This is a genomic window from Quadrisphaera sp. GCM10027208 (assembly GCF_042658805.1).
GTDB lineage: Bacteria > Actinomycetota > Actinomycetes > Actinomycetales > SCSIO-59966 > SCSIO-59966.
The window spans coordinates 1-15,731 of sequence record NZ_JBHSRC010000010.1; the positions used below are offsets into that span (position 1 = coordinate 1).

A 15,731-nucleotide genomic window follows, 5' to 3' on the forward strand; every position below is an offset into this window, starting at 1 on the left:
GCCGGCACAGGCCGGCGGACCAGCCACGCCCACGACACCGACCGACCTCATCAGGCCACCGAAACCACCCAAGCCGAATCAGCGCGGTGGATCAGGGGTCAACTGACGCCGATGACGAGAGTGCTGCCGGCGGCTTCGATGACGTCGTTGGTGATGGTGTCGAGTTCGTTGATCTTCAGGACGCGCTCGATCTGGGGGAAGAGTCGTTCCAGAAGCCGGAAGTTACCTCGGGTGATCCGGGCGATGGCGGCGATGGCTTGGGCGTCGGTGAAGTCCTCTGGGTCGAGGATCTTACCGAGGGCGCGCCAATGCCGTTGCAGGACGAAGAGCAGTTCCTCCTTGCCCAGGGGCCGGTACTGGTGGGCGAAGCCGACGCGGCTGTAGAACTGGGGATAGTGGCTGAACTGCTTCTCCAGACCGGGCATGCCGATCAGGATGAGGGCAAGGTTTTCTCGGTCGTAGCGATCGCGCAGCAGTTCCATTGCGGTGGGGCGGAGGCGTTCGGACTCATCGACGATGACCAGCTCCACGTAGTTCCTGCTGTGGCGCCATCCGCGCGTCTCTGGCGTGACCTGCCCGGCCGGCGCGAGGTGCTGCTCGATGCAGATGTTGGTGCGGGTGATGACCTGGTCGAGTTCGTCCTTCAAGGCTCGTGGCGTGGTCAGCACGCTGGGGGTGTAGAGCACGGTGCGGCTCTTGGCCAGCGCAGCGTAGACCTGCGCGTCACTGTCGGAGCGCGGTCCCCAGTAGGTCAGCAGGTCGTGGACCTTGTCCCAGCGGGCGTAGCGGCGCGCGGAGAGCGTCTTGCCCACGCCGGCTGGGCCAAAGCACAGGCCGATGGTGTGCCCGCGCCGCACGGCGTCGGCGAACTCGGTGAAGCGGCGGTGTTCTTTGGTCACGATGAAGCGCTGACTCACCTTAGGTCCTCTCTGTAAACCTTCAACTTCCGCCGTGGCGCCGGTGGCGGCGCCTCGGTCGCTGGTGGCGTTTCGGTGGTGTGGGTGGCCACGACGGCGATCCGCTCGTTGATGCCCTCCCGCAACGCCCGGCGCCGGGCGTTGCGGGAGGCCTGGACCTCCTTGAGGCTGACCTTCTGGTCGTGGTGGTCCTGGTTGATGGCCTTACAGACGAACTCCTCGTGGTCGAACACGCGGATCTCGGTGATGTCCCTGGGGTCGTAACGGATCACGACCGCCCGGCCGACATAGCCAGCCAGGGTCGGGGAGATGTAGCGCAGGCCCTGGAAGTGGATGCCATCGCGGCGCACCACCCTGGTCTGGGCGACGGTGAGCAGCAGCCCGTCGAGGTCCTCCAGGCTCTCCGGCATGCGCGGTAGCCAGCCATCGGCGATCCAGGCAGCGCGCGGGGAGGTGCCGAGCTCGCTGTGAGTCCGGTCGTTGTAGGTGATCACGAACTCCTCCAGCGCAGCGTCGAGCTCAGCCAGGGACAGCTTTGGCGTTGGCCAGGGGTGGCCCTCGGCGATGTACCCAGGCAGACCAGCCAGCAGCTCGGTGTTCACGGTCCCGAAGATCCTCTCCACCTTGCCGCGACCCTGAGGACGAGCGACAGCAGAGTGGATGAGCCGGATATGCAGGTCCACGGCTGTGCCGGTGAGTTGGTTGCTGATGAAGTCGCTGCCGTGATCGACGTAGAGCACATCGGGCAGGCCGCACATCGGCCAGGAGAGGACGGCCTTGTGCCAGATCGCCTGGCGCAGCGCCAAGGCGGTGTTCATCGCCGAGGGCGCGCCGAGGAAGACGGTGTAACCGCAGATCGCCCGGGAGTGGTCATCGATGATCGTGGTCAGCCATGGCCGGGCAGGCTTGCCGTCGGTGCCCACCACGAGGATGTCGAGCATCGTGTGGTCGGCCTGCCACATCGCATTGGGGTGCTCGGCCTGCCGTCGCAGCGCCAGTTCGTACTTGTCGCGATACGACGTCGGCCCTTCCAGGGCAAGGGTGACCATGCCCGGGTCGAGGTCGGCGATGATCGCGCGCACCACGCCATAGGAGGGCGCCGGCCATCCCCCCTCCTCGCAGATGGCGCTGATCTTGCGGTGGATGGTGATGATCGTCGGGCGGGGCTTGCTCAATGCCAGCCCCTCGATCAAGGACACGAGCTCGGAGGGCAGGTGATGGCTGCCGGCATCAGCGCGTCTTCGCGTACCGAGGCCCGTGTACCCCTCGGTGCGGTAGCGGGCGTGCCAGCGCTCCAGGGTGCGCAGCCCGACACCGGTGTCCCGGGCCAGGGCGGCGAGCGGGATCTGGTCCTCGACGTGAAGCCTGAGGATCTGCCAGCGCCCGGCCGCGTCCATGACCTACACGGCGCTTCTCGACTGTCGTGGTTCGACCACTGGGACACTTTGGCGGTTGAGCGCGCGGTAGATGGTGGCGCGGCTGACGCCCAGGACCGCACCGATCTTCGCCACCGTCATCTCATTCTGCTCATACATCCGACGGGCCGCCTTGACCTGGTCCGGCGACAGTGCGGGCGGTCGCCCGCCTTTGCGGCCACGGGCCCGGGCGGCGGCCAGTCCTGCGTTGGTGCGCTCACGGATCAGGTCACGTTCGAACTCGGCCAGCGCGGCGAAGACGTGGAACACCAGCCGCCCGCCCGAGGAGGTCGTGTCGATCGTCTCCTGCAAGGAGCGGAACCCCACGCCCTGCTCGGACAAGATCTGCAGCTGGTCGATAAGATGCCGGATCGAGCGACCCAACCGGTCCAGCCGCCACACCACCAGCGTGTCCCCCGGGCGCAACTGGTCCATCAGCTTCGTCAGCTCGGGACGGTGATCCAGGGAGCCAGAGATCGTGTCGACGAAGACCCGGTAACACCCCGCGGCAGTCAGCGCATCGACCTGCAGCGCAGCGTCCTGATCAGTCGTCGACACACGCGCATAACCCAGCAGATGCCCCACGGTACTGACTGTAGCGATACTCATCCAGCACTGGAAGTATCGAGCCATAGAATCCGGCACTGAGTTCCGCTACAAACGCCGTGGGTTGAGAGCCGCGAAGCGTCAAGCATCCTGGACAGGGCAACGCACCCTCGTCATCGCTGTAGCGGAATCGTTCGTTTACGGGACGACAGGCCGTCCCATATGACGCACCGTCACCGGACAACCCTTCTCGGGCGGTCTTGCGAACATTCGGGCGTGGGTTTCCGCCGATGACCTGCACCGCCTCCGCAACGGGTTCCTCCTACGGGACGGACAACTGGACCGACCGCAACCGCTGCGAGGGCGGACCACTGAGCGTTAGGGGGTCCCGTCCGGCTCCGATGCCCTCTCCAGGCTTCGGACCGCTGCCAGGCGGTGGAGCTCAGACCGTCGGATGAGGAGTGCGGCAACGGGCGCCCGCGATCGCGCTGGCGGCGTGATGATTGGTCGTCATTCGCGCCCTTTGGTTCCTTCGCGCACCATCCGACGATGTTCGCCGCGGCCGGCGGCGTGCCCGCGTTGCGGGCGGAGTCGTTCAGTCGCGAGCGATGTGAAGGGCGACCCAGAGCGCGCACCTTCGGCAGATGTAGGCCGGTTCGCTCCCGAGTGCGTGGAGCGACCTTCGTGGCCGCTGGCGGCCGCAGCACGAGCATCGTTGCTGGGTGTCATCGGCCATGTCGCGATGGTGCCACGGGCCGGTGACCTTCGCGGGTCACAGGTAGCGGCAGACGTCCTCGGGGGAGCATGTGGCCGGGTCGCCGGTGGTGGCGTGCTCGCGCAGGATGGCGATCGTGGTGCGTAGCTGCGCGAGCTCGGCGAGCTGCCGGTCGATGACCGCGAGGCGGGTGTCGAGCAGGTCGGTGACGTGCTGGCAGGGGGCCTGGCCCCGGTCTCGGATGGCCAGCACCTGGCCGATCTGGGCCAGGGTCAGCCCGGCGGCTTGGCCCCGGCGGATGAAGTGCAGCCGGTCGAGCACCTCGGGGCCGTAGTCCCGGTACCCCGCCGGGCTGCGGTCGGGGTCGGGGAGGAGTCCGACGTCCTCGTAGTACCGCAGGGTCTTAGCTGTCGTGCCCGACGCCTGAGCCACCTCACCGATCCGCATGCCACTCATTCTGCCTTGACCTTCCAGTGCACTGGAAGGTCGATCCTGGTCCTGAGGCGCGGCAACAAGGGAGGACTTATGACGGCAACGGACAAGGGCAGGTCGTATGACCTGGCAGTGATCGGGTCCGGTGGGGCGGCGTTCGCGGCCGCGATCCGCGCCACCACCCTGGGCAAGCGGGTGGTGATGATCGAGCGCGGCACCATCGGCGGTACCTGCGTGAACACCGGGTGTGTGCCCTCCAAAGCCCTGCTCGCGGCCGCCGAGGCCCGCCACGTCACACTCGACGCCGCCCGGTTCCCCGGTCTGCCACTCCCCGACGCCCCACCGGTCGACATGCCCGCCATGGTCGCCGGCAAGGACAAGCTCGTCGGATCGCTGCGCAGCGAGAAGTACGCGGCCCTGGCCGCCGAGTACGGGTGGGCCCTCCACCCCGGCGAGGCCACCTTCGTCGGCACACCGACTGAGCCGGCACTCCGCGTGACCGGCCCGGACGGCACGGCGGAAACCGTCCGGGCCGCGCACCACCTCATCGCTACCGGCTCCACGCCCTGGGCGCCGCCGGTCCCCGGCCTGCAGGAGGCCGGTTATCTGACCTCGACGACCGCGATGGAGCTGGACCACGTCCCGGAGTCGCTGCTGGTCATCGGCGGCGGCTACGTCGCCATGGAGCAGGCCCAGCTCTTCTCCCGCCTCGGTGCCCAGGTCACCATGCTCGTCCGCTCACGGCTGGCCTCCCACGAGGAACCCGAGGCCGCCACCGCCCTGGAAGAAATCCTCGCCGACGAAGGCATCGAGATCATCCGCGGCGCGGTGCCCACCGCGGTGCGCCGCGACCCGGCCACCGGCGAGGTCACGGTCACCGCCACCACCGCCGACGGCTCACACGAGCTCCGCGCGGCCGAGCTCCTCGTTGCCACCGGCCGCCGCCCGGTCACCGGCACGCTCGGCCTCGACACCATCGGCGTGCGCGCCGGCAAGCGCGGCGAGGTCATCATCGACAGCCACCTGCGCACCACGAACCCGCGGATCTGGGCCGCGGGTGACGTCACCGCCCACCCGCAGTTCGTGTACGTCGCCGCGGCCCACGGCGCCCTGGTCGCCGACAACGCCCTCACCGGAGCCGGCCGGGAGGTCGACTACCGCCACCTGCCCCGGGTCGTGTTCACCAGCCCCGCCCTGGCCTCCGTCGGAATGACCGACCAGCAGGCCAGCACTGCCGGGATCCGCTGCGACAGCCGCGTCCTGCCCCTGGCGCACGTCCCGCGCGCCATCGTCAACCGTGACACCCGCGGGCTCATCAAGATCGTCACCGACGCCGACACCGGCCGCATCATCGGCATCACCGCCCTCGCCCAGGACGCCGGTGACCTCGCCGCCGCCGGCGTCTACATCCTCGAGGCCGGCATGACCACCGACCAGGTCGCCAACCTCTGGAGCCCCTACCTGACCATGGCCGAAGGCCTCAAACTCACCGCCCAAACCTTCACCACCGACATCACCAAACTCTCCTGCTGCGCAGCATGAACCCGCACAGGGATCCCTATACCGGAGCGTCGAGCCTGGCGACCTCTCTCGTTCGCTTTGGCTCCGTCAGAGACCGAACGCTCCTCCGCTGACGAGGATGACGATGCCGAGGCCGATCAGGACGATGGGGAACAGGATGTGTTCCCAGCGCTCGAGGACTTCAGCGATCGGCGGCCGGGTGGCAACGAACTTGGCGACTACGACCAGGACCGCGACGAGCGCGAGGAAGACGAGGCAGTAGGCGACCACTGCGATGGGTTCCACGCTGAGGAAGACGGGGACATAGACGCCGATGTTGTCTCCGCCGTTGGCGAAGGTGACTCCTGCGACGGTCCACGCGCTGACCTTCGTGCCCGTGACCTTGGCGTCATCGTCGTCATCGTCTCCGCGCCAGGCTTGCCATGCAGCCCAGAGACCGAGGGCCAGGGGGATGAGCCCGAAGTACGGGATAGCTGCTGAGGGCAGGAATGCTCCGGCTCCGATAGTCACCAGCACAGCGGCACCGAGGATGCAGGCGAACCCCACGTACTGGCCGACCAAGATGCGGGTGGTCGTCCCGCGTTGGCCCGCGCCGCGGGCGAAGAACAAGGAGAGCACGATGATGTCGTCGATGTTGGTCGCGATGAACAGGCCGATTGCCTGCAGGACCGCAGCCAGGATCACGCGCCCGCCTCTGCTGCGTCGCATCCGTGCACCGAGCAGGCAGGATCGATGCACGGGGCGTTCTCGTCAACCGCGAGGGTGACGTCAACCAGGGCGGTCAGCGCCTGCGTCAGGTGGGGATCGGCGATCTCGTAGCGCGTCTTGCGGCCCTCGGGTTCGGCAGCAACGATGCCGCAGTCGCGCAGGCACGCCAGATGATTGGACACGTTGGAGCGTGTGAGGTCCAGATCGCGGGCCAGCTCTGCCGGGTAGGCCGGCCGGTCGAGCAGCGTCAGGATGATCCGGGACCTGGTCGGGTCGGCCAGCGCGCGGCCCAACCGGTTCATCACGTCCAGGCGAGAAGCAATGGTCAGCATGCGCTGAACTATACAGCGAGGACTGAAGTGGTTTTACGCAGCCCGGAGTCGCTAAGCGTGCGAACGAGGCTGTGTCAGTTGGGGATCGACCCACGGGACGATTCGCCCGATCATCAGGGAACTCACGAAGCGGCGACAGAACCCCGCCACATAACGGCCAAGGCCACAGCCGCCCTGGCCGAGCGGGCCCGGCCGCAGGCCTGAGCACGCCGGTCACGGGTGCCGGAGGACCTCGTCCTCTGCCGGCGCAGCCCGCCGGCGTGGAGGGTGAGGGCAATCCTGATGGAGGAGCCCTCGATGGTCACCATGCCGACCGACACGCACCTGCCCGACACCCCGCCGGGCTACCGGTTGGTCTCGAGCCTCGATCTCCGGGCAGATCGTCGAACGGCGGCCCTGATCCAGGGCGGCTTCCTCGTCGTCGCCGGGGTGCTCGTCGTGTCGGCCCTGGCCCTGGGCGTGCCGCTGGACACCGGCTGGTCCACCGCCGTCGCGGCGGCCGTGACCGTCACGGCATGCCTGGGCTACATGCTGGTGCACGAGCTCACTCACGCACTGGCGCTGCGGCTGCTCACCGGGGTGAAACCGACGGTCCGGGTGCGGCTGCCGTACCTCGCCACCGGCAGCACGGCCCTGTTGACCCGCAGGCAGGCGATCACCGTCGCCCTGGCACCCGTCACGCTGTGGGGCGTGGTGCTGCCCGTCCTGGCGCTGTTCGTGCCGGCGGACTTCGTCCTCACCGTCTTCGTCGTCGTGGTGCTCAATCTCGCCGGTTCCTCCGGGGACGCGGTGCAGGCCCACGCGTTCACGAGGCTGCCGCCGTCAGCGCGGATCCGCGACGACGGCGCCACGACCTGCGTCTTCGACCGCGTCTGAGCAGGACCGCTCTCCAGGCGCGACGGGGCCGCTGGCCGTCGGTCCCTCGGGCCGGGTCAGTCGTCGCGGTCAGTGGCGGTGTGCCGGGCGACCAGGGTCGCCAGCCGCCGGGCCTCGGCGACGCTGCGCTCGCCGTCCGCGCGCTGGACCGCCATCACCGACAGCGTGTCGGTGTCGGCGAGGTCGAGCGTGGCCCACGGCGCGCCGCCACCGAAGTGCACCGACACGATCTCGGCCCAGCGCAGCTCCCGGGTGAGGAAGAGGTTGCGCACCCGCAGGCCGTCGTGGCTGGGGACGGCGGCCACGCTGGCCTGGCGGTGCAGGAACCACATCACCACGACGCCGACGAGGACGAAGCCGACCCGGTCCAGCCAGCCGAGCGGCGCCGGCGGGAACAGCGCCAGGACGAGCATGAGCGCCAGCCAGGCCACGCCCACCGGGTAGGCGACGCGTGGGGCCCGGTACGGGCGGAACGGGCGGTACAGGTCCTCGGCCATCAGATCCTGCATGCGTGGATCGTCGTGACGAGGATGGCGCGGGCGCCCATCTCGTACAGCTCGTCCATCACCTGGTTCGTCCGCGCCCTCGGCACCATCGCCCGCACCGCGACCCACTCACGGTCATGCAACGGGGACACGGTCGGGGACTCCAGACCGGGCGTGATCGCGCACGCCTGCTCCACGAGCTCGACGCGCACGTCGTAGTCGAGCATCACGTACTGGCGGGCGACGAGGACCCCTTGCAGCCGGCGGACGAGGACGTCCAGCTCGGGGGTCGAGGCGGCGTCCCGGCGCCGGACCAGGACCGCCTCGGACTCCAGGATCGGGTCGCCGAACACCTGCAGGCCGGCGGTGCGCAGCGTCGTCCCGGTCGACACGACGTCGGCGATGACGTCGGCGACGCCGAGCTGGACGGCGGTCTCGACGGCCCCGTCGAGGTGGACGACCTCGGCGTCGACCCCGAGCCGCTCCAGGTGGTCCTCGAGCAGGCCCGGGTAGCTCGTCGCCACCCGGTGACCGTCGATCTGCTCGACGGACTCCACGGTCCCCGGCCGGGCGGCGAACCGGAACGTCGAGGCCCCGAACGCCAGCGCCATGACCTCCTCGGCGTCCGCCCGGGAGTCCAGCAGCAGGTCCCGGCCGGTGATGCCGACGTCCAGGGTGCCCGACCCCACGTAGACGGCGATGTCCCGCGGACGCAGGAAGAAGAACTCGACGCCGTTGTCGGCGTCGAGCAGGACGAGCTCGCGGGTGTCGCGGCGGCCGGCGTAGCCGGCCTCCCGCAGGATGCCGGCCGCCTCCTCGGACAGGGATCCCTTGTTGGGCACGGCGATCCGGAGCACGGGCTGGGTCCTCACAGGTGGCGGTAGACGTCGGTGGTGCTGAGCCCGCGGGCCAGCATGAGCACCTGCAGGTGGTACAGCAGCTGGGAGATCTCCTCGGCGGTGCGCTCGGCGCTCTCGTGCTCAGCGGCCATCCACACCTCGGCAGCCTCCTCGACGACCTTCTTGCCGATGGCGTGCACGCCGGCGTCCAGCGCGGCGACGGTGCCCGACCCGGCCGGTCGCCGCTGCGCCTTGTCGGCCAGCTCGGCGAACAGGTCGTCGAAGGTCTTCACGACGGGCAAGGGTAAGCGGCCCACGGTCAGCAGGCAGCGGCGGCCAGCGCCCGCAGCTCCTCGACCGCGGCGGCGGCGTCCGGTGCCCCGTACACAGCACTGCCGGCGACGAACACGTCGGCGCCGGCCTCGGCGGCTCGCTCGATCGTGGCCGGGGAGATCCCGCCGTCCACCTGCACCCACACGTCGAGCCCGGCGGCGCGCACGGCCTCGCGCGCGCGGCGGACCTTCGGCAGGCACACGTCGAGGAAGGGCTGGCCGCCGAAACCCGGCTCGACGGTCATCACGAGCAGCATGTCGACCTCGGGCAGCAGGTCCACGAACGGCTCGACCGGAGTCGCGGGCTTGAGCGCCAGGCCGGCGCGGGCACCGGCCCGGCGCAGCTCGCGGGCCAGCCGGACCGGCGCGGCAGCCGACTCGGCGTGGAAGGTGACGTTCTGGGCGCCGGCCTCGGCGTACCCGGGCGCCCACCGGTCCGGCTCCTCGATCATGAGGTGGACGTCGACCGGGACCGGGCTCACCTGCACGAGGCGCTCGACGACCGGCAGGCCGAGGGTGAGGTTCGGCACGAAGTGCCCGTCCATGACGTCGACGTGGGCCCAGTCGGCTCCGGCGACGCGGGCCAGCTCGGACTCCAGGTTGGCGAAGTCGGCCGACAGGATGCTCGGGGAGATCTGGACGCCCACGGCGGCGACCCTACCGGCGGCGCAGGACGGCGACGAACATCGCGTCGGTGCCGTGCAGGTGCGGCCACAGCTGGGCCGACGACCCCTCCCCGAGGTCCGGGACGTCGCGTCCGGCGGCACGCCGGACGAGGGCGGGAGTGTCCTCGAGGGTGACGTCGTCCCGGCCGCGCAGGACGTCGTCCAGGACCGTGACCGTCTCGGCCGGGTGCGGGGTGCAGGTGACGTAGGCGACCACCCCGCCCGGCCGGACGGCGTCCAGGGCGCTGGTCAGCAGGGCCCGCTGAAGCGGGCCGAGGGTGGCCAGGTCGGAGGGCTGACGGCGCCAGCGGGCCTCCGGACGGCGCCGCAGCGCACCCAGGCCGGTGCACGGGGCGTCGACCAGCACCCGGTCGTAGCGGCCGGGCTCGTCGGCGCCGACGTCACGGCCGTCACCGGTGCGAACCTCGTGCCGGCCGGGAGTGCCGGCCAGGGCCTGCTCGGCGAGCACGGCCGGGTGCGGGGCGACCTCGACGGCGGTCAGGGTGGCGCCGCGCCGGGCGCCCTGCGCGGCGAGCAGCGCCGCCTTGCCGCCGGGGCCGGCGCACAGGTCCGCCCACGCGGCGTCCGGGCCGTCGACGTCGGTGGCGAGCAGCGCGAGGGCGGCGAGCTGGCTGCCCTCGTCCTGCACCCGGGCCGCGCCGCGGCGGACCGGCGCCAGCGCGCCGGGGTCCCCGGCGGGCAGGACGGCGGCCAGCGGGGACCACCGGCCGGGCCGGGCGCCGAGCGCGACGAGGTCCTCGACGCTGGCCAGGCCGGGACGGGCGGCGAGGGTGACGACGGGGCGGGCATTGTCGGCGGCGAGCAGGTCGGGCAGCTCGGCGACGTCCCGGCCGTGGACGACCAGGGACTCCCGCAGCGCCCGGACCACCCACGCCGGGTGGGAGTGCGCAACGGCGAGGTGGCCCACCCGGTCGGTGGCCGGGTCGGGCGCGACCTGCGCCACCCACGCGTCGAGGTCCTGCTCGGCGACCCGGCGCAGGACGGCGTTGACGAGGCCGCCGGCCCCCGCGCCCACCGCGGAGCGGGCCAGGGCGACGGACTCGCTGACGGCGGCGTGGGTAGGGACCCGCATGCCGAGCAGCTGGTGGGCACCCAGGCGCAGCACGTCCAGCACCGGCGGGTCGAGCCGGTCCAGCGGCCGGTCGACGCAGCGCGCCAGCACGGCGTCGTAGAGGCCCTGGCCGCGCAGCGCGCCATAGGCCAGCTCGGTGGCGAAGGCGGCGTCCCGGCCGCGGACCCGGCGCCGGCTCAGCGTGGCCGGCAGCACGAGGTTGGCGTAGGCGTCGTCCTCGGCCACGGCCCGCAGCACGTCGTAGGCGGCGCGGCGGGCCGGGTCGGTGCCCCGGGCGCGCTCGGCGGGGCGCTGCACCGAGCGGCGGGCGGGCCGGTGGCCGGGGCCGGTCACGTCAGCCGCTCCCCCGGCTCGGGGCGCACGCCGCGGGCCCAGTCCGCCGCCGGCATCGGCCGTCTGCCAGCGGGCTGGACGTCGCCGAGGACGACCGGACCGGTCCCGGTCCCCACCAGGACGGCGTCCCGGTCGGCCCGCAGCTCGCCGGGGGCGAGGGCCCCCGGGTCCGAGGGTGGCGGAACTGCATGATCACGGGTGGTGGGCAGGGGGGTGGGGGGTAGCGGGGTGAGGGGGGCGAGCTTGAGGCGCTCGCCGCGGAACGTCGTCCAGGCCCCGGGGACGGGCGTGCACCCACGGACCCGGCGGTCGACGGCGGTGGCCGGCAGCGTCCAGTCCACCCGCGCGTCCTCGACGGTGATCTTCGGTGCCAGGCTGACGCCGTCCGCGGGCTGCGGCTCGGGCACGATGGTGCCGTCCTCGAGGGCGTCCAGCGTCGCGACGAGCAGCCCGGCGCCGGCCTGCGCGAGGCGCTCGAGCAGATCCCCGGCCGTGTCCCGGGGCCGGACCGTCTCGGTGAGCCGGCCGAGCACCGGCCCGGTGTCGAGGCCCTCGTCGAGCAGGAACGTCGTGGCCCCGGTGACGTCGTCCCCCGCCATGATCGCGTGCTGGACGGGGGCGGCGCCCCGCCAGGCCGGCAGCAGGGAGAAGTGCAGGTTCACCCAGCCCAGGCGCGGGACGGCGAGCGCGGCCGGCGGGACGAGCAGCCCGTAGCCGACGACCGGGCAGGCGTCCGGGGACAGCTCGGCCAGCCGGGCGACGGCCTCGTCGTCGCGCAGGGTGCGCGGCTGCAGCACCGGGACGCCGTGCTCGAGGGCGACCTGCTTGACCGGGCTGGCGACCTGCCGGCGCCCGCGGCCGGCGCGTGCGTCCGGTCGGGTGAGGACCGCGACGACCTCGTGCCGAGAGGCGAGCAGGGCGAGCAGGGACGGGACGGCGGCCTGCGGGGTGCCGGCGACGACGAGACGCACCTACAGCGCCCGGCCGAACGTCGAGTGCGGGCTGACCCGGACCTGCGGCACGGGCTCCCCCGCCCACTGGGCCTCGCGGATCGCCTTCATCGCGAGCTTGCGCTGGGCACGGTCCATCCGGTCGATGAACAGGATCCCGTCGAGGTGGTCGGTCTCGTGCTGGATGGCCCGGGCCTTGAGCTCGCTGCCCTCGATCGTCACCGGCTCGCCGTGCATGTTCCAGCCCTTGGCGACGACGCGCAGCGCGCGCGGGGTGTCGGCGTAGATGCCGGGGAAGGACAGACAGCCCTCCTCGCCGTCCTGCATCTCCTCGGACAGGTCGAGGTCGGGGTTGATGAGGTGGCCGAGCTCGCCGTCGACGTAGTACGTGAACACCCGCAGCAGCACCCCGATCTGCGGCGCGGCGAGACCGGCGCCCGGAGCGTCGAGCATCGTCTCCTCGAGGTCCTTGACGAGGGTGCGCAGCTCCTTGTCGAAGTCCGTCACCGGGGCCGCGGGGGTACGCAGCACGGGGTCGCCAAACAAGCGGATGTCCTTGATAGCCACGTCACAAGGGTACGGGCGGCTTCAGGTTCGCCGCTGCTCGGTCGATAGGGCCGATGGAGGTGGCGTGTGACGATCGAGCCGGACCGGCCCGGGACGAGGGAGACGTCGGGGACGACGATCCGTCTGACCCTGCGCTACGTGCAGGACCGTTGCGGCCCGCAAGGGGTCGCCGAGGTGCTGCGCCGCGCCAGGCTGCCCAGCGACCTCGCCGTGCGGGTGGACGACACCGACTGGTTCGGCTACGACGAGCGGGTCCGGCTGTTCGAGGCGGCGACCGCGGTCGTCGGGGACCCGCGGACGATGTTCCACGTCGGGGCCAAGGTCCTGGAGCACGGCATCAGTCCCGGACTCGTGCTGCTGCTGCGCTCGCTCGGCTCCCCGCAGGAGGTGTACCGGCAGCTGCCACGGGTGCTGCCGAAGCTCACCACGACGTCGGTGATGGAGACCCCGCGACCGGCGCAGGACCGCGTCACCGTGACCTCCGGGGTGCGGCCCGGGTACCGGCCCTCCCGGCTCAACTGCCTGTTCGCCGAGGGGCTCCTGGCCGCGGTCCCGGCGGTGTTCGGGCTGCCCGAGGCCCGGGTCGAGCACCATGACTGCCAGGCCGACGGAGCGGGTGCCTGCGTCTACGAGGTGCGCTGGCAGCCGTGGTCCCGGTTGCCGTGGCGCCGCCGCCGGTACGCCGAACGGGCCGCCGAGCAGGAGCTCGACGCACTGCGCAGGCAGCTGACCGCGCTCCAGTCCACCGCGGCCGACCTCGTCGGGGACGAGGACCTGCCGACGACCCTGCGCCGGATCACCGAGCGGGCGGCCTCCGCCGTGCTGGCCCCGGCTCACGTGCTGGCCCTGTACCCGCACGGCCACGAGCGGCCGACGGTGCAGTCGGCGGGCCTGAGTCCCGAGCAGGCGGAGCAGGTGGCGGCCCGGCTGCTCGCCGGGGACGACCTGGGACCGGGGGCCGTCGTCGTCGACGTCGCCTCGACCCGCCACCGGCACGGCCGGCTGGCCGCCCTGTACCCCGAGGGGCACCGCAGCCTGGCCGACGAGGAGCGGATGCTGGCGGCGTACGCCGAGCACGCCGCCGCCGCGCTCGACCTCGTCACGGCCCTGGACGCCAGCCGGCGAGAGGGCAGCCGGGCCCGGGCGCTGCTCGAGCTCGCCCACCGGCTCGCCGCTGCCCGTGAGCTCGAGGAGGTCGCCGACGTCGTCGTTCAGGCGATCCCCCGCATCACCGGCGCGCAGAAGTCCGCGGTGCTGCTGTGGTCGGCCGAGGCTGGAGCGCTGCAGGGCATCGCGTCCTACGGACTGGACGGCGATGAGGAGCGGGCGCTGTTCGACACCGTGCTCACCGCCGGCGACACCCCGGAGCTCGTCGACATGCTGACCAACCAGCAACCGGTGCTGCTACGGGTGTCACAGACGACTCCGGCGCTGACCCGCCTGCTGCAGGAAACCGGCACCGGCACCGTCGTGGTCGCCCCGCTGGTCGTCCACGACGAGCTGCTCGGCGTGATCACGTCGGCGTGGGCCGACGCGGATGCGCTGGTCGATCCCCCGGAGACCACGGCGCGGCTCGGCGCGGTCGCCGATCAGACCGCCACTGCACTGCAGAACGCCCGGTTGCTGGGCACGGTGCGTCACCAGGCCGCGCACGACACGCTGACCGGGCTGGCGAACCGCGAGCTGTTCACCCGCCGGATGGAGACCGCCCTGCTCACCGCGGACCCGGCCCGCAGGACCGCCGTGCTGTTCTGCGACCTCGACGGGTTCAAGCGGATCAACGACCGGTTCGGTCATGCCGCCGGCGACGAGGTCCTGCGCCAGGTCGCCGCCCGGCTCGCGGGCTGCCTGCGGCCCTCGGACCTGCTCGGCCGGCTCAGCGGCGACGAGTTCGCCGTCCTGCTCACCGACCTGGTCGACGACGAGTCCGCCGTCGCGGTTGCTCACCGGCTCGTCGAGTCCTTCGGGCCCGGATTCCGGGTCGAGGGCAGCGACGTGACGATGACGTGCAGCGTCGGCGTGGCCGTCCACGAGGGAACGGGCGGGCGGGGGGACCTGCTGCTGCACTCCGCCGACGCCGCGATGCAGGAGGCCAAGCGACGCGGCCGCAACCAGGTCGGCCTGGCCAGCGCCACCCAGCTCGTGCACCCCGGCACCGGCGAGCTCGAGGCGGAGATCGCCCGCGCCGCCGCCGAGGGACAGCTGATCCTGCACGTCCAGCCCATCATCGGGCTCCACGACGGGATGCCCCTGCTGGGCGTGGAGGCGCTGATGCGCTGGCGGCACCCCCGGCTCGGGGAGCTCCTCCCAGGAGCGTTCCTGCCGGTCGCCGAGGAGGTCGGCCTGGTCGCCGACCTCGACATGTGGGCCATCGACGAGGCGTGCCGGATCCTCGCCGCCTGGGACCCCGAGGGCCCGACGCCCGCGTACGTCGCCGTCAACCTCAGCGCGGCGTCCCTCGTCGACGACCGGCTGCTCGCGACCGTCCGGGCGTCCCTGACCCGGCACCGGCTGCGCCCCGAGCGGCTACACGTCGAGGTGGTCGAGAGCCGGTCGCTGTTCGACCTGGCCCGCGTCCAGGATCGGCTCGTCGAGCTGCGCCGCCTCGGCGTCCGCGTGGCCCTCGACGACTTCGGCACCGGCTACTCGACCCTGGCCTGGCTGCAGCGGCTGCCGGTGGACCAGCTGAAGATCGACCGCTCGTTCGTCCGCGCGCTCGGCGGAGACGGCGACGAGGCCCGGGACGCCGAGAAGCTCGTCCGCGGCGTCCTGGCGCTGGCCGAGGAGATGCGGCTCGACGTCGTCGCCGAGGGCGTGGAGACCGCCGAGCAGCTCGCGGCCCTTCAGGTCGCCGGGTGCCCGGGCGTGCAGGGCTACCTGCTCGGCCGGCCTGCCCCGGCACCGGACCGCCACTCACACCTCAACCCAGCCCCCGACCCCACCCCTCGGTGATCATGCAATCCCGCCACCCCCACCCTTCTCCCTCCCCGTGATCATGCAATTCC

16 protein-coding genes are annotated in these 15,731 nt (G+C 71.9%); 3 read left to right on the plus strand and 13 right to left on the minus strand.

Going from position 1 to position 15,731, the window contains the following annotated elements:
• Positions 1–98: 98 nt before the first annotated feature.
• From ACFP6A_RS13510 to ACFP6A_RS13525, 4 genes are all read right to left on the minus strand, one after another.
• Positions 99–917, minus strand: coding sequence for an AAA family ATPase (locus ACFP6A_RS13510; protein WP_379604352.1), 819 nt, complete (start codon positions 915–917; stop codon positions 99–101).
• A complete protein-coding gene (locus tag ACFP6A_RS13515) occupies positions 914–2,314 on the minus strand; it encodes a Mu transposase C-terminal domain-containing protein (protein WP_048545308.1) in 1,401 nt (466 codons plus the stop codon). The genes ACFP6A_RS13510 and ACFP6A_RS13515 overlap by 4 nt, the downstream gene beginning before the upstream one ends.
• Before the next feature lie 3 nt (positions 2,315–2,317).
• On the minus strand, positions 2,318–2,917 hold the full coding sequence (locus tag ACFP6A_RS13520; protein ID WP_111251521.1) for a recombinase family protein: 600 nt from the start codon (positions 2,915–2,917) through the stop codon (positions 2,318–2,320).
• Positions 2,918–3,650: 733 nt separating this feature from the next.
• Complete coding sequence (locus ACFP6A_RS13525) at positions 3,651–4,040, minus strand: heavy metal-responsive transcriptional regulator (protein ID WP_028708020.1); 390 nt, start codon at positions 4,038–4,040, stop codon at positions 3,651–3,653.
• A gap of 78 nt (positions 4,041–4,118) precedes the next feature.
• Here ACFP6A_RS13525 and merA point away from each other — a divergent pair, with 78 nt between their 5' ends.
• Complete coding sequence (gene merA / locus ACFP6A_RS13530) at positions 4,119–5,567, plus strand: mercury(II) reductase (protein ID WP_379604355.1); 1,449 nt, start codon at positions 4,119–4,121, stop codon at positions 5,565–5,567.
• A gap of 66 nt (positions 5,568–5,633) precedes the next feature.
• Here merA and ACFP6A_RS13535 read toward each other — a convergent pair whose 3' ends face one another.
• Positions 5,634–6,230 carry a cadmium resistance transporter gene (locus ACFP6A_RS13535; protein ID WP_030153505.1) on the minus strand — a complete coding sequence of 199 codons (597 nt, stop codon included), beginning with the start codon at positions 6,228–6,230 and terminating at the stop codon, positions 5,634–5,636.
• Positions 6,227–6,586, minus strand: a complete 360-nt coding sequence (locus tag ACFP6A_RS13540) for a helix-turn-helix transcriptional regulator (RefSeq protein ID WP_028708027.1) — start codon at positions 6,584–6,586, stop codon at positions 6,227–6,229. The genes ACFP6A_RS13535 and ACFP6A_RS13540 overlap by 4 nt, the downstream gene beginning before the upstream one ends.
• Positions 6,587–6,883: 297 nt before the next feature.
• Between ACFP6A_RS13540 and ACFP6A_RS13545 the strand changes: the two genes are divergently transcribed.
• Positions 6,884–7,462, plus strand: coding sequence for a DUF3267 domain-containing protein (locus ACFP6A_RS13545; protein WP_379604358.1), 579 nt, complete (start codon positions 6,884–6,886; stop codon positions 7,460–7,462).
• A gap of 56 nt (positions 7,463–7,518) precedes the next feature.
• Here ACFP6A_RS13545 and ACFP6A_RS13550 read toward each other — a convergent pair whose 3' ends face one another.
• The 7 genes from ACFP6A_RS13550 to def are packed head-to-tail and all read right to left on the minus strand — an operon-like array spanning position 7,519 to position 12,726.
• Complete coding sequence (locus ACFP6A_RS13550; protein WP_379604360.1) at positions 7,519–7,971, minus strand: PH domain-containing protein; 453 nt, start codon at positions 7,969–7,971, stop codon at positions 7,519–7,521.
• A complete protein-coding gene (gene hisG, locus ACFP6A_RS13555; protein ID WP_379604362.1) occupies positions 7,959–8,804 on the minus strand; it encodes an ATP phosphoribosyltransferase in 846 nt (281 codons plus the stop codon). The genes ACFP6A_RS13550 and hisG overlap by 13 nt, the downstream gene beginning before the upstream one ends.
• 11 nt (positions 8,805–8,815) lie before the next feature.
• Positions 8,816–9,079 carry a phosphoribosyl-ATP diphosphatase gene (locus ACFP6A_RS13560; protein ID WP_379604364.1) on the minus strand — a complete coding sequence of 88 codons (264 nt, stop codon included), beginning with the start codon at positions 9,077–9,079 and terminating at the stop codon, positions 8,816–8,818.
• Positions 9,080–9,105: 26 nt separating this feature from the next.
• Entirely contained in the window at positions 9,106–9,765 is a 660-nt protein-coding gene (gene rpe, locus ACFP6A_RS13565) for a ribulose-phosphate 3-epimerase (protein ID WP_379604366.1), read from the minus strand.
• Between the two features lie 10 nt (positions 9,766–9,775).
• Complete coding sequence (locus ACFP6A_RS13570; protein ID WP_379604368.1) at positions 9,776–11,209, minus strand: RsmB/NOP family class I SAM-dependent RNA methyltransferase; 1,434 nt, start codon at positions 11,207–11,209, stop codon at positions 9,776–9,778.
• Positions 11,206–12,180 carry a methionyl-tRNA formyltransferase gene (gene fmt / locus ACFP6A_RS13575; protein WP_379604370.1) on the minus strand — a complete coding sequence of 325 codons (975 nt, stop codon included), beginning with the start codon at positions 12,178–12,180 and terminating at the stop codon, positions 11,206–11,208. Before fmt ends, ACFP6A_RS13570 begins: the two co-directional genes overlap by 4 nt.
• Positions 12,181–12,726, minus strand: coding sequence for a peptide deformylase (gene def, locus ACFP6A_RS13580; protein WP_379604372.1), 546 nt, complete (start codon positions 12,724–12,726; stop codon positions 12,181–12,183).
• 66 nt (positions 12,727–12,792) lie between these two features.
• Between def and ACFP6A_RS13585 the strand changes: the two genes are divergently transcribed.
• Positions 12,793–15,678: an EAL domain-containing protein gene (locus tag ACFP6A_RS13585; protein WP_379604374.1), complete on the plus strand. Its 2,886-nt coding sequence runs from the start codon at positions 12,793–12,795 to the stop codon at positions 15,676–15,678.
• Positions 15,679–15,731 lie beyond the last annotated feature (53 nt).

Bases quoted from the DNA above. Each gene is read 5' to 3' on its own strand.
- ACFP6A_RS13550 (WP_379604360.1), bottom strand. From the start codon at position 7,971: ATGCAGGATCTGATGGCCGAGGACCTGTACCGCCCGTTCCGCCCGTAC.
- ACFP6A_RS13545 (WP_379604358.1), top strand. From the start codon at position 6,884: ATGGTCACCATGCCGACCGACACGCACCTGCCCGACACCCCGCCGGGC.
- ACFP6A_RS13515 (WP_048545308.1), bottom strand. From the start codon at position 2,314: ATGGACGCGGCCGGGCGCTGGCAGATCCTCAGGCTTCACGTCGAGGAC.
- ACFP6A_RS13540 (WP_028708027.1), bottom strand. From the start codon at position 6,586: ATGCTGACCATTGCTTCTCGCCTGGACGTGATGAACCGGTTGGGCCGC.
- merA (WP_379604355.1), top strand. From the start codon at position 4,119: ATGACGGCAACGGACAAGGGCAGGTCGTATGACCTGGCAGTGATCGGG.
- ACFP6A_RS13525 (WP_028708020.1), bottom strand. From the start codon at position 4,040: ATGCGGATCGGTGAGGTGGCTCAGGCGTCGGGCACGACAGCTAAGACC.